Raw genomic sequence first — 13,486 nt, 5'->3', positions numbered from 1 at the left:
AAGCAGCTTTTCCGAAGCTGCCTTCCAAACTTAGGCGATGTCTGGAGCCTGTCAAAAACGTGTCCGTTACAGGATATGAAACAATCAGGGTTCGAGGCGACGCTGTTGGTAGATCCAGTCTACGATCTCGCCATCAGGGGTGTAACCGCTGACGGTGTCGCGCAGGAGTTGACGGACGCGCGCGTAATCGTCCTGATCAACGGCGACCAACAACTCGCGCAAACGGCCCTTGAGTACATCCCAGGGCAAATGATCCTCGTTGGCGCTCATGATCATCGGATGCTGGGTTGCCGAAACGTTGTCGCCAATCAGCAACTCCTCGTAAAGCTTCTCGCCAGGACGAAGGCCGGTGAATTCGATCGAGATATCGCCTTGCAGGTTTTTCTCCGAACGCACACTCAAACCGGATAAATGAATCATCTTCTCCGCCAACTCGACGATCTTCACCGGCTCACCCATATCGAGCACGAACACATCGCCGCCCTGCCCCATGGAACCGGCCTGGATCACCAACTGCGCGGCCTCGGGAATGGTCATGAAATAACGGGTGATCTTCGGGTGAGTCACTGTCAGCGGCCCACCGGACTTGATCTGGCTATGAAACAGTGGAATCACCGAACCGGACGACCCCAGTACATTGCCAAAACGAACCATCGTGAAACGAGTCTTGTTGACCCGGGACACATTGGCCTTGTCGCCGAACAGCACCGGTGCGATCTCGCGGCTCAAGGCTTGCAGCGTCAACTCGGCCAGGCGCTTGGTGCTGCCCATCACATTCGTCGGACGAACCGCCTTATCAGTGGAAACCAACACAAAGTTGGACACACCCGATTGCAACGCTGCCTGAGCGGTATTGAGCGTACCAATGACGTTATTCAGCACGCCCTCGGCGATGTTGTGCTCAACCATCGGCACATGCTTGTACGCCGCAGCGTGATAGACCGTGTCCACACCCCAGGTCTTCATGACATCCAGCAGTTTGTCCTGGTGACGAATGGAACCAAGGATCGGCAACAGCTGGACAGGAACCGACTCGCGACAGCCGCGCTGCTCCAATTCCGTCAGAATGCTGTAGAGATTGAATTCACTGTGATCGAACAGCAAAAGCGTGGTCGGGCCAAGGGCGAAGATCTGTCGGCAAAGCTCCGCACCGATCGACCCACCGGCGCCGGTCACCATGACTGTCTTGCCTTTGATACAACGCTCCAGCAAATCCGGCTGCGCCGGCACTGAATCGCGCCCGAGCAAGTCGGCGATGTCCACTTCCTGGATGTCTTCGACCTTTACCCGGCCACTGGCCAGGTCAGTAAAGTTGGGGACGCTTCGAATGTGTAGCGGGAAACGCTCAAGAAAAGTCAGAATTTCCCGACGTCGAGCACGGGTAGAAGATGGCAACGCCAGAAGAATTTCCTGGGCACCCGTCTCATTGATCATTTGCTGAATGTGCTTGGGCTTGTAGACCTGCAAGCCGGCAATCGATCGATCCGCGATACTCGAATCATCATCGATGAAGGCCACAGGACGCATCACCCGGCCCATGCGAAGCGCGGCGACCAACTGATTGCCTGCCACACCTGCACCGTAGATCGCCACCTTGGTCAAGCCGTCATCGCGATTGGTAAACGGTACGTGGTGAGCCCCGGTGAACCAGTCGCCCATGAAATATTGACGCATGCATAGGCGTAGGCCGCCAATGATGACGAGGCTGAGCCACCAGTAGTTGAAGACGATGGAACGAGGTACGACGGTTTCGTGATTGCTGTACCAATACACCACGACAGCGAGAATTAGCGAAGAAAGACTGACCGCTTTGATAATGGCAATAAGCGCGTCATTGCCGAAATAGCGCATGACGGCGCGGTACATGCCGAAACGAATAAACAAGGGGATGGCAACGATCGGCGCACAAACGAAAAGCCAGAAATGCACCCTGATAGGGTTGTACATATCGTCCAGACCCAGGCGCACAATAAAGGCCAACCACAAGGCAGCCCAGACCAGCACAATGTCCGTCGCAACCTGAATCAACCTTTTTCGGCGTCGGGGGAGCCCTACCAGGTACCCTCTGATTTTATCCATAAATTCTTCAAACACCTCAATTACTCCTTTCAGCGGCCCCTAGCCGTTGTGATGTCTCAAGGGCGCTTCGCGGTCACTCTAAACCTAAATGACATACTAGTTACTGCTTAGTTCTTGGCCACTGGAACTTCCAGATCTCCGGCGCGGAACTTTATGGCCAACACGATCAACGGTACGTATGCCACTATCACCCCCATCGCCCCGTCCAGTCCAAATTGTGTGACGCCCACAGCTATCGGCAGCAACCAGAAAAGATTGATCACACCAACCGCAAGAGTCACTGGCAAGTGCTTGCCGAAGCGACGTGAAGCGAACTGGTAGGCATGACTACGATGCGCCTCATAGATTTTGTCGCCTCTGAGCAAGCGACGAAACAGCGTGAAAGTCGCATCGACAATAAAAACGCCTAGCAAGATCAACCATGCCCATAGCATCGGCTCACTCACCCAAGCGGCCTGTAGGGACAGCCCTCCAAGGATTATGCCGAGAAACCCGCTCCCGGCGTCCCCCATGAATATACGTGCGGGGGGGAAATTCCAGTACAAAAAACCGGCCACAGACGCTGCGAGTAGCAGCGGCCCCCAGATCAAGTTGCCCAGGTCGGACAACCAATAGAGCAAACAAACCCCAAGGCAGGCACAAATGGCCTCGACACTGGCGATGCCATCTATGCCATCCATGAAATTGTAGAGATTGAGCAGCCACACCAGATAAAACGCTGCCAGCATATGACCAACCCAGCCCAGATCGACGGAGGAACCAAACAGCTCTATTGGAGGCAACCCACCGATCCAGCCCAGTAACCAGATTGCAGCAGCGAAATGACCCAGCAATCGCCAGCGTGCGGCGATATGGCCGTGGTCGTCCATGAACCCGATCAGTGCAATCGCGATACCAGCGCCCGCATTCGCTATGAAAGCCGCAGTGAACATCTGCCCAGTGGCATACAGCCCTCCCAGCGACAGGACAAACGCCACGACAATTGCAACTCCACCACCGCGTGGTGTTGCAACTGTATGAGAGCTACGGGCGTTGGGAATATCGATCAGGCTCCGAGATATTGCATACCTGCGTAATGCTGCCGTGAGCAAAAAGGAAACACCAAAAGCCACCGGAATGAACCACCCGTAACTCATTGTTTGCGAGACTCCAGAAAATGCGCCGCCGTTGATTTCAATCCGTCATCCATGCTGCAGGGCGGTCGCCACCCCAGTAAGTCATGGTTTTTCCTGATATCGACCTGTAACGAACCGAATAGTCGTTGAGCTACCGCACCACGCCCCAACAAACTGGCCAGAGAAACCAATAGTGCTCCGGGAATGGGCAGCAACCAGGTTTTCGCCCCCAGAGCAACGACAAGGCGCCGCATCAACTCGGTCGTTGAAACATCTTCACCGTCGCTGACCAGGAAGACCTGATTCGCTGCACGGGGGTGATCAACACAGGTAGCGACAAGATCGACGACATTCGACAAAGATACAAGACTTCGCTGATTGGTCACCGCGCCAAATGGCAGAGGAATACCTTTTGAAAGCCAGTGCATCATCTGTCTAAAGTTCGCGCCTACACCGGGTCCGTATATAAGTACCGGGCGGATAATGACAACTTCAATTAATCCACTTTCTGCAAGTTTCAGCAGCTGTTGTTCGGCTTCGTATTTGGAAATCCCATAAGCATCCATAGGGAGCGCTGCGTCATCTGCCAAAAACGGCCGTCCGAACGGGGTAGTTTCCCCGTTGACTTTAATGGAACTGATAAAAATAAATCTTTTTACCCCGGCCGCGACAGCTTGATTGGCAAGCTGAAGCGTGCCTTTGACATTGACGGTGCGAAATTTTTCGAGCGATTGCTCCGCGCTTTCGTGCATGACATGCACCCGTGCCGCTGCATGCACAACTGTATCGACACCGGCCAGTGATGTACTCCAGTCGGTAGTTTCATCAATATTGGATATATAAGTCTTTTCTACTGAATCGGGTAACCCGCTATTGATATTTCTTAGCGGGGCCACAACCGATGTATCGGGTAAAGCGCAAAAACGTTGTATCAAGGCACGCCCAAGAAACCCCGTCCCTCCGGTCACCAGTATTCTTTTCGACATTTCAAACCGATTCAGAAAATAGATAGCAAAAGATTAATCTATCACGAAAGGCCTTGGTTTTGAGTGGTGATGTTGCTTTCCCCTTGCCCACTCAAGCCCCCGAATCCATTGCTGCCGACGCGTCCTCCCCTTCTATCGGGACGATTTGCCATCAGAGCTGTTGGAGTAAGGCCCCGGGGAAGATAGAATCCAACGTTATTTTTACTGAAAGCTCGCCTGGAATAACCTGGGGCACCTTGCCTGACCCGGTGACCGGAACATTTCGAGTCAAGGTAATACACCATATTCAGCGGATTACGCCTCGAAGGGAGCCTATCGATGCAACAAATCAACAACCTCAACGCGAAAATTGCAAAATTCCGGGATCAGATTGATGCCTCCATTCAGCGCGTGGTGTCCAGCGGCTGGGTGGTCCTGGGTCCAGAGGTCAAGCGTTTTGAAGCATCGTTTGCCGAATACCTCGGTGCCGCTCACTGCATCACCGTCGCCAATGGCACCGATGCGATCGAACTGGCACTCAAGGCACTGGGCGTCGAGAAAGGCGACATCGTCGCGACGGTGGCCAACGCCGGCATGTACACCACCACATCCGTGCTGGCCATTGGCTGCGTACCGGCCTTCATGGATGTCGACTTCGACACTCAAGTAGTAACCCTTGCCGAAGTCAAACGTGCCGTTGATGCCGGCGCCAAAACCGTCGTCGTGACCCACCTGTATGGTTTGGCCATCCCGGAAATCCAGGAGATCGCCACGTTCTGCGCAGACAAAGGGGTTGCGCTGCTGGAAGATTGCGCGCAGGCCCACGGTGCCCGCGTACACGGCAAGCGTGTGGGGACCTTCGGTGACGCTGCGAGTTTCAGCTTCTATCCGACCAAGAATCTTGGCGCCCTGGGCGACGGTGGGGCCGTGGTTACCAACTCAGCCACTATTGCCCAGCAGGTTGCGCAATTGCGCCAGTACGGCTGGTCCTCGAAATATTGCGTGGAGCTGGCCGGTGCCAGAAACAGTCGCCTGGACGAAATGCAAGCCGCCATCCTCTCCGAGTTCCTGCCGCATCTGGACGAGGGCAATGCGCGACGCCATCAAATCGCCGAGCGTTATCGCAATGAAATCCAGCAGACCGACCTTGTTCATCCGCAGGGCGACAACGATGCCTGGGTTGCTCACCTGTATGTCATCAAGAGCCCGAAACGCGACTCGCTGCAGCAGCACCTGCGCGGCCTGCAAATCGCCTCGGAAGTTCACTACCCGATTCCGGACTACCAACAACCCGTCTTCAAGAATGTCCATGCCGATGCCCACCTGGCCAATACCGAGCGCCTGGCCCAAGAAATTCTGACCTTGCCTTGCTACCCGGAAATGGAAGACGCCGAAGTCAGCGCGGTCATCAAAGCGGTAAATGGATGGGTTGCATGACCTACTCGATCATCATCCCGGTCTACAAAAACGCTGAATCCATTCCACGTTTGCTTCAGGCGCTCAGCGAAATCAATGAAACCCTGAACAACAAGATGGAAGCGGTGTTTGTCGTTGACGGCAGCCCGGATGCATCGTTTGCGTTGATTCAAAAAGAACTGCCAAACCTGCCGTTTGCCGCACAGTTGATTGCCCATTCGCGCAACTTCGGCTCATTCCCGGCCATCCGTACCGGCCTGATGGCAGCCAACGGCGAATACTTCGGCGTTATGGCCGCCGACCTGCAGGAGCCGCCGGAACTGCTGATCAGCTTCTTCCAGGCATTGGCGAACGATGAGTGCGACGTGGCCATCGGCACGCGCAATGCCCGCAAGGACCCACTGTTCAGCCGATTGGCCTCCTCGATGTTCTGGGGCCTGTATAGAAAGCTGGTCGTGCACGACATGCCGAAAGGTGGCGTCGATATCTTCGGCTGCAACAACGCCTTCAAAGAGCAACTGCTGAAACTGGAAGAGTCCCGCTCGTCATTGATCGCACTGATCTTCTGGCTGGGTTTCCGCAGAAAGTTCGTGGACTACGATCGCCAGGTTCGCCAGGAAGGCAAGTCCGCGTGGACCTTCAAGAAGAAGCTGGAATACATGATGGACAGCGTCTTCGCGTTTACCGATTACCCGATTCGCTTGTTGATCAAGATGGGGGCGATCGGGTCAATGATCTCGGCGGTTATAGGCCTGCTGGTCATCATTGCCAGGATACATGGCACGATCGCGGTACCCGGTTATGCCGCCACCATGGTCGTGGTCTTGCTCCTGGGCACCTTGAATCTGCTCGGCCTGGGCCTTGTCGGCACCTATGCCTGGCGAGCCTATGAAAACACCAAACAACGACCGTTGGCTGTCGTGAGTCTGCAATTGAACAATAGGGAGCAAATTGACCATGTCTAACCCGACCATCCATCCCAGCGCAGATGTGAAAAGCACCAGCATCGGTCAAAACACTCGTGTCTGGCAGTATGTTGTCGTCTTTCCCAATGCCGTGATCGGTGCAGATACGAACATCTGCTCCCATTGCCTGATTGAAAACGATGTCGTTATCGGCGACAGGACTACTATCAAATCCGGTGTTTACGTATGGGACGGCTTACGGATTGGCAACGATGTGTTCGTCGGTCCTAACGTCACGTTCACCAATGACAAATTCCCCCGTTCCAAGGTTTATCCAGAGGAATTTCTGCCGACGACGATTCAAGACAAGGCGTCGATCGGTGGTGGAGCCGTCATCCTTCCTGGTGTAACCATCGGGATGGGAGCGATGGTTGGAGCGGGTGCGGTGGTCACCAAGTCCGTGCCTCCGTATGCGATCGTCACAGGCTCACCGGCGCGCATTACCGGTTACGTAGAAAATACCGAGTCCAGTGAAAACAGCAATAAGCCAAAACGCCTTGCTGATTCGGTAGCGGAAGAAGGGATTACGCGAGTTGGCGTGGGTGACGTCACCCTTCACAACTTCAAGTACATCACCGACATGCGAGGTGATTTGTCGGTTGGCGAGTTTGAAAAAGAAATACCTTTTGTTCCAAAACGCTACTTCCTGGTGTTTAACGTACCCAGTCAAAAAACACGCGGTGAGCATGCTCATCATAACTGCCATCAGTTTTTGATTTGTGTGAAGGGCAGTTGCGCCGTAGTGGTTGATGATGGTCAAAACCGTGCAGAGGTAATGCTTGATGCGCCGAATAAAGGTATTTATCTGCCGCCTTTAACATGGGGTATTCAGTATAAGTATTCCGAAGATGCAGTCCTGTTGGTATTCACTTCGGATTACTATGATGCAGATGATTACATTCGGGATTATTCTAAGTTTTTGAAAATTACAGGTTCGAAAAACTAGTGGGCATTACCGTCTCAAAAGAAAATATACGTCAATGGGTTACCTTTCTGATAGGAGGGGGTCTGAACACCCTCCTGACTTATGGAATCTATTTACTGCTGAATATATATATAAGCTACCAAAAATCTTATGTAATTTCATACACAAGCGGAATCATCTTCTCATACTTGTTTAATGCGCACGTCGTCTTCAATGTAAAAAAATCATGGAAAGGATTGATAGCTTATCCTTTAGTTTATTTACTCCAGTATGCATTAGGCGCTTTGATGCTTGGCCTTATGGTGGAGAAATTAGAAATACCGAAAGAAATAGCCCCGCTTTTAATCATTGTCCTGCTTCTGCCTGTTACTTACTTGCTGAGCAAAACAATACTTAAAGCTACAGAGCAGCCCAAGATAGGAACGGACCAGTAGAGACCAAATGACAAACCTGACAGAGCAACTAACACCTCAAAAATTTTCTCCCCCTCACTCTTGTGTAGGAATGAAGTTCTGGATAGCGCAAATCTTACCCGTTGCTATTTTGGTCTTCGCACTGTGGTTACCCTTTGGGTTTTCGTTGATCGGCTTGATTGAGGAGTGGGGTTTGTTAGGATCGTTTACGACTAATGGACTCTTTTTCTTGACTGACACTTCTAGCCCCTTAGCCGCCCATGCGCTACGACCGTTGACAATCCTCCCGCAAGCCATCGCTTACTATTTAGACCCCTACTCGTTCAATTACTGGAATGCGCTCCTTGCACTCGCCTTGTGTGTTAAAGGATCAAGCCTGAGCTACATTACAAGTAACGTTACCGGCTCAGTGAAATGGGGAGTTATCGCCGGACTGCTAATCGTCATATACCCAGCCGATACAATGCAATTATCCTTTAGAGCGCTTCACATAAATTGGGCACTTAGTAGCGTATTGCTGGGAACCGCGATATTCATCGCTGCCCTGCAAGCAAAATCAAAAATCTTACCCTATGTACTAAGTTTCATATCCGCAGTGCTATTGCTGGCTGCCTGCGCAATGTATGAGGCATCATTATTGCTTACAGCGGTTCCTTTTATAGCGATACTTATTAAATCAAACTTTAGATCAGCTATTCCACAGTTTCGCCAACACCTATGGAAGCACATTATCTGGCTGATGGGCGCAATTACCTATATCGCCTACGTCATTCACACAGCGCCATTGGTTAATAGCTATCAGAGTGGAATCGCTGGGAGCACCAGCGTTATCACAACGCTCATGCACTCCCTTCCCAATTTATTCTCGATAGGCTTACTGAGAACGACCTTTGGGGGTTGGTATGATGCAACACGAATAACTGCAACGGAATTCAGCACTTACTGGTACATCGCAAGTGTGACCGCTGTAATATTTACAACCCTCTTTATATTGCTATTCGGTGACAAAAAAACGAAGCCCGCCGAAATTAAGGTCTCCGCAATAGTTTCGTTCCGACTATTTGTTGCCGGAATCATTTTAGTAATTGTGGGGTATGCGCCTTTTCTACTATCGACATCACATCAAGCCATCAGCCAACGCACGTTCCTGTTCGCAAGTCCTGGCGGCGTATTCGTAACACTCGCCGTACTGATTGCCATCAGCAAAGCCAGCAAAAATGTGGCAGGCCTGTGCGTCGCTCTAATTTTTTTTATCGGACTGTCAAGCCAACTCTATCAATTCCACCATTACATTAAAATATCGGACAGGCAACGTAATATTCTAAAAAATATCGTCGAAAACTTTGACGGTAAAATCGATAACAAAACACTGGTCGTCATCGACAAGACAAATCAAATCAATAACACATGGTTGTTTTTAAACGAAAACCTGCAGGCCACTCTTACCTACATCTACGGACATCCTTTTAGCGCGCTGGAGGTATGCCGCGAAGATGGCAGTGAATGGCAGCACAATGACAGTGTTGGCCGAAAGGGTACCTGTGAGGAGACCACCAATAACTGGATCTTTCACTACCCGACTTCTATAAGTGGCCCAGGGTTCGAACCCACCAAAAGGTTGGAAGACAAAAAGCTATCTAAATCTCAGACCATCTCTATTACTGTCAATCCAGACGGGACTCCGGAGGTAGATTCAAGCCGCGCGGAAATGTTACGCAATGACCAGGGCCGCACTGGCGCGATCTATCGTGGTTTTATCGACAAGCCTGACTATCAAAATCATTGGATTGGTTTCACTGACGAAGAGTTCAGCGAGCATTACTTTTGGGGGTTTGGTAACTGGTGGAGTATGGAATTGCCAATCGCAGGCTCTGGTTGGCGCGAAGCTGAATGGACTGTTGGCAAATTCCAGCATAACGCCACTGCTTGGAAAACCAATGAAAAAGCGTACCTCGACTTTAAGTTTAAACCTTTATCAGCGCATTATCGTTTAAAAGGGCAGTTTGATCCAATCGTCAATTCTTCAATAAAGGCCAGCATGAAAATTGAAATAAACGGCGTTGATACTCCACTCCAATGGAACGACGCCAATCAATTTGAAACCGAGCTCGTCAAAAATCAGCTCAGGGATGGGATCAACACCATTACCTTCATGAGTGACGTTGATGAAAACTACTACGGCTTCGCAGGAAGATTAGACTGGATTGAAATAAAAAAACACCCCTAAAAAACCAATAATCGTTATAGCAACATCAGAATTTACTCCCAGTAAGCACCCGAGTTAAGAACAAAGAAAAGGATAATCAATGGAAATGCTGTCAAAACTAGAGAGTAAATCCACTCTCTATTCGTCGCTCAATAGCCAACCACAGTTCTATTCCTTCTTCGCAGTATTTTTGGTGCTGTTCATAACTCACCAATTTTTTGGTATCGTCGACTATCCCTATGACTCGACAACCTATTGGAATCTAAGCACTCCTGCGTTCATTGCAAACTTCCCGGATATCGTTAGAGGCTACGTCTACGCCTACTTGCTCTTTCCAATACATGCCTTAACCGATGCTTTTAACGATACAGACCGTATCATTTTTAGGGTCAGCACCTCTGCGATCTATGCATACCTTTTAACTGGCCCGATAGCAAACTTTTTCCTGCAGTGCTTCGGTGGTCGCCTTACCGTGATACGCCGGATCGTATTCGCATTGCTCGTAATTGCAGTATTCCCGGGGTTATTCCTTTATCCTTTGTCCGATATGCCCGCAGCATTAGCCCTGATTATTGCAATTGCATTCGCAGACTGTGCAAAACGAAAGTACTGGCTAGCGTTCCTGGTTTTTTCCGGCGCAGCTGCTAGCGCAGCGTACAACATCCGCACCATCTACCTTTTCGCCTTCCTTGCGCTGCTGTTTTTCATTCCTTTTGTCTTCCTGCGTAGCAAATCATGGAGTTCTCGTGGGCTTGGGATGGTCGCTTTTATTTTAGGGGCTTTTGTTGTAGCTCTGCCGCAAATGTCCATAAACAAACGAATTCATGACGTCGCTACACCGTTGGTGTTCGCTACCGTCAAAGGCAAATCCTTGATGGCGACACAGTTGTATTGGGGAGTGACGATACAACGCTACGAAACCTATAATGGTGGAGACACGCCTGCACCTAGCCTCTACTATAGGGATCCCGCCGGAATTGCGTTGCGCTCACTTGATGAATCGCTATTCACAGACGATCCAACTATTGGCGGTTACATCTCGATGGTTGCGAAACACCCGATCCAATTTCTTGGCATCTACGGAAGACACTTTATTAATGGCATAGATGTTCGCGACGGGTTGGTTTACGTGACGAAGTCTTCGACCAATAAAAGTGTGATAGCGTTTCTCTGCTACAGCTTGTTCTTTTTTGGGGCACTGATTTTTTGTACAAGAAAGAAACCTGGATGGATTGAAGTCGCTTATCTCGCCCCTCTGCTTATCCCAGTGCTGGCGATTCTTCCAGGAGCAGTCGAAACCCGATTCTTCATGCCTCTCTATCTGGTTTTGTTTGGTGCGATCGCAACTCAATTTGAATGGGCAGACTTTTCTAATCTTCTAAAAAAGCATTGGTTGCCAATTCTCGCCGGTTATGCGTTGCTCGCTGCTTCGTTTCTGTCTGTAACCACCGCAGCCATGGCTTGTGTATCGTATAGCCTGCCTTAATCTATAATTGCGTCTGACGCATTGTAGTCATCGTGAACAATAGAGTTTTTCATGGAATCTTCTATGGCCACCTGATGGCCATAGAAGAAGGCAGCTAACCTACAACTTAAACGCACCAAGCAACCAAGCAACCAAGTAACTCAAATAATTCAAACAATCCAAACGAGGCAATCCAATTATACTTACTTGGTTTTTACTCTTAGAAAATACTGACTTGAAGACTTAATACTTCGAACCGCTATCACTTCCATGTAGCCTTCGCAATGACTTCTATCTAGAATAGATTTGATAGCAAGGCAATGGCAACCCTGAACTCTAACGAAGTTCACAATCACCTCACCTACTCGCATGTCAATGCTGTGTCTATTTTATTGACAATTCAGAAAAATCCCGATCTACAAAGAAGATATCCACACCATCATTGCTCTTGGCAAAATTTTGGCCAACTTTTTCAAAGGCATGAGTATTGCGACTGCCAACTGCACAATAGAGCGCCTAGTCATTTTTCTGGGAAAAATACTCGAAGCATATTGGGTCAACGATCGATTGCGTCAGATTACCTTTCACAACAAATTTCTGTAAAATACTGCGATTTAGGAGGCTAGGATGTCGACGCGAAACGAGAGATTCGAGACGATCTCAGCGCTTACTGGACTGAGATTCATTGCTGCGTTGATGGTGTTCTTTTCTCATTATCCCTTAATTGGGCTTGGTAGCTTCCCAGAGAGAATCATGGCTTCTGGGTATGCCGGAGTTACTTTCTTTTTTGTATTATCTGGCTTTATCATTACCTACAACTATATAGACAAATTCGAATCAAAACCTTTACATAATACCCCTATGTACCTCTGGGCGAGATTCAGCAGAGTTTATCCGCTATATATCTTGACCATGCTTTTTGTTTGGTTACAAAAAGATGCAGTCTCCCCGCTAACAATTTATCTTTTTGCCGCGCAAGCTTGGCACCCAGACGCTAGCGTAATAGGAGGCCTTAATAGCCCTGCCTGGAGTATTAGCGTAGAGGCTTTTTTATATCTATGTTTCCCAGTTCTAATTCCCTTATTCAAGCGCATAGGCATTCTCCGACCTAGCGTTAAAATGGCAGCAGCGGCCCTTCTCGTCGTTGTCGTCCAGCTATCTTTGGCGGGATACTTAGCGTTACCTCCAAGGCACGACTTACCTTTTACAGATCCCAATTCTGCACATCGCTGGCTGTATAACTTTCCGCTTACGAGAATTCTGGATTTCACTCTTGGAATTTTTGCTGCCGCTTATTTCTGCAGAAGCAACCAAAACAAAAATCATGAGAAACATTGGAGTTACGCTGCCTACAGCTCAATTATTTCCATAATTGCTCTGATGGCATCAAAGGCCAACTATCTATCTTCATTCAGCTGGGATGCATCATACGCCGGATTATTCGCCCTACTTATACTCGCAATAGCAAAAACAAGTGAAAGCTTTCTGAGCAGACTTTTATCAATCAAACCAGTTGTTTTATTAGGCGAGGCTTCGTTCGCCTTTTACTTAATACACATTATTGCACTACCTTTATTTGCATTGAACACCCACAGATCATTTTTCACCGGAATAGTATTTGAGTTTTTATTTTTGGGGTTGATAATCACCATGTCGATCGGGATGCATTTAACTGTAGAAAAACCATGTAGGTGGTGGCTGATGAAATTGGTGAGAGGTCGCGATGCGCAGCCTACTTTCGCTTCTAAAAACTCATTAACTGAAAACACCAAGCAATGACTCAAAAAATATTCGAGTTTAACTTGTACTTTTTAGTGGCAGTTAAAAACCACACAATAAATTTTCAGGGAACAGGGGAAACAAATCTTCAACCATCTAGCGATCCAAGGCACCTTCGGCAGTAGTGTACTGCTGTTAGTGCGTGTCTTCAGATGGTT

At 49.4% G+C, this 13,486-nt stretch carries 10 protein-coding genes; 7 read left to right on the top strand and 3 right to left on the bottom strand.

What is annotated here, in order from left to right:
- Positions 1 to 84: 84 nt before the first annotated feature.
- The 3 genes from AC07ZE_RS09215 to AC07ZE_RS09205 all read right to left on the bottom strand — a co-directional run bounded on the left by AC07ZE_RS09215 (position 85) and on the right by AC07ZE_RS09205 (position 4,180).
- Entirely contained in the window at positions 85 to 2,079 is a 1,995-nt protein-coding gene (locus AC07ZE_RS09215) for a polysaccharide biosynthesis protein (protein ID WP_207263567.1), read from the bottom strand.
- Positions 2,080 to 2,186: 107 nt separating this feature from the next.
- The gene (locus AC07ZE_RS09210; RefSeq protein ID WP_207263565.1) at positions 2,187 to 3,215 is read right to left on the bottom strand and encodes an MraY family glycosyltransferase; all 1,029 of its coding nucleotides are present in this window, start codon (positions 3,213 to 3,215) and stop codon (positions 2,187 to 2,189) included.
- The gene (locus AC07ZE_RS09205; protein ID WP_207263563.1) at positions 3,212 to 4,180 is read right to left on the bottom strand and encodes a UDP-glucose 4-epimerase family protein; all 969 of its coding nucleotides are present in this window, start codon (positions 4,178 to 4,180) and stop codon (positions 3,212 to 3,214) included. The genes AC07ZE_RS09210 and AC07ZE_RS09205 overlap by 4 nt, the downstream gene beginning before the upstream one ends.
- 318 nt (positions 4,181 to 4,498) lie before the next feature.
- On the opposite strand from AC07ZE_RS09205, the gene AC07ZE_RS09200 reads away from it, so the two are divergent.
- The 7 genes from AC07ZE_RS09200 (at position 4,499) to AC07ZE_RS09170 (ending at position 13,328) form a co-directional block, all read left to right on the top strand.
- On the top strand, positions 4,499 to 5,596 hold the full coding sequence (locus tag AC07ZE_RS09200) for a DegT/DnrJ/EryC1/StrS family aminotransferase (protein WP_207263561.1): 1,098 nt from the start codon (positions 4,499 to 4,501) through the stop codon (positions 5,594 to 5,596).
- Positions 5,593 to 6,540, top strand: coding sequence for a glycosyltransferase family 2 protein (locus AC07ZE_RS09195; protein WP_207263559.1), 948 nt, complete (start codon positions 5,593 to 5,595; stop codon positions 6,538 to 6,540). Before AC07ZE_RS09200 ends, AC07ZE_RS09195 begins: the two co-directional genes overlap by 4 nt.
- Positions 6,533 to 7,486, top strand: a complete 954-nt coding sequence (locus AC07ZE_RS09190) for a WxcM-like domain-containing protein (protein ID WP_207263557.1) — start codon at positions 6,533 to 6,535, stop codon at positions 7,484 to 7,486. Before AC07ZE_RS09195 ends, AC07ZE_RS09190 begins: the two co-directional genes overlap by 8 nt.
- Positions 7,486 to 7,899: a GtrA family protein gene (locus AC07ZE_RS09185; protein ID WP_310650362.1), complete on the top strand. Its 414-nt coding sequence runs from the start codon at positions 7,486 to 7,488 to the stop codon at positions 7,897 to 7,899. The genes AC07ZE_RS09190 and AC07ZE_RS09185 overlap by 1 nt, the downstream gene beginning before the upstream one ends.
- Positions 7,900 to 7,906: 7 nt before the next feature.
- Positions 7,907 to 10,105, top strand: coding sequence for a hypothetical protein (locus AC07ZE_RS09180; protein WP_207263554.1), 2,199 nt, complete (start codon positions 7,907 to 7,909; stop codon positions 10,103 to 10,105).
- Positions 10,106 to 10,184: 79 nt separating this feature from the next.
- Complete coding sequence (locus AC07ZE_RS09175; RefSeq protein ID WP_207263552.1) at positions 10,185 to 11,570, top strand: hypothetical protein; 1,386 nt, start codon at positions 10,185 to 10,187, stop codon at positions 11,568 to 11,570.
- Positions 11,571 to 12,176: 606 nt separating this feature from the next.
- Positions 12,177 to 13,328, top strand: coding sequence for an acyltransferase family protein (locus tag AC07ZE_RS09170; protein ID WP_207263550.1), 1,152 nt, complete (start codon positions 12,177 to 12,179; stop codon positions 13,326 to 13,328).
- Positions 13,329 to 13,486 lie beyond the last annotated feature (158 nt).

It is taken from the genome of Pseudomonas sp. GW101-3H06, from assembly GCF_059424605.1.
Note: the sequence above shows the minus strand (reverse complement) of the source record. Positions and strands in the feature narration are given on the sequence as shown.

Coding starts and splice junctions, on each gene's coding strand:
- AC07ZE_RS09210 (WP_207263565.1), bottom strand. CDS start 3,215: ATGAGTTACGGGTGGTTCATTCCGGTGGCTTTTGGTGTTTCCTTTTTG.
- AC07ZE_RS09180 (WP_207263554.1), top strand. CDS start 7,907: ATGACAAACCTGACAGAGCAACTAACACCTCAAAAATTTTCTCCCCCT.
- AC07ZE_RS09195 (WP_207263559.1), top strand. CDS start 5,593: ATGACCTACTCGATCATCATCCCGGTCTACAAAAACGCTGAATCCATT.
- AC07ZE_RS09190 (WP_207263557.1), top strand. CDS start 6,533: ATGTCTAACCCGACCATCCATCCCAGCGCAGATGTGAAAAGCACCAGC.
- AC07ZE_RS09215 (WP_207263567.1), bottom strand. CDS start 2,079: ATGGATAAAATCAGAGGGTACCTGGTAGGGCTCCCCCGACGCCGAAAA.
- AC07ZE_RS09175 (WP_207263552.1), top strand. CDS start 10,185: ATGGAAATGCTGTCAAAACTAGAGAGTAAATCCACTCTCTATTCGTCG.
- AC07ZE_RS09205 (WP_207263563.1), bottom strand. CDS start 4,180: ATGTCGAAAAGAATACTGGTGACCGGAGGGACGGGGTTTCTTGGGCGT.
- AC07ZE_RS09200 (WP_207263561.1), top strand. CDS start 4,499: ATGCAACAAATCAACAACCTCAACGCGAAAATTGCAAAATTCCGGGAT.
- AC07ZE_RS09170 (WP_207263550.1), top strand. CDS start 12,177: ATGTCGACGCGAAACGAGAGATTCGAGACGATCTCAGCGCTTACTGGA.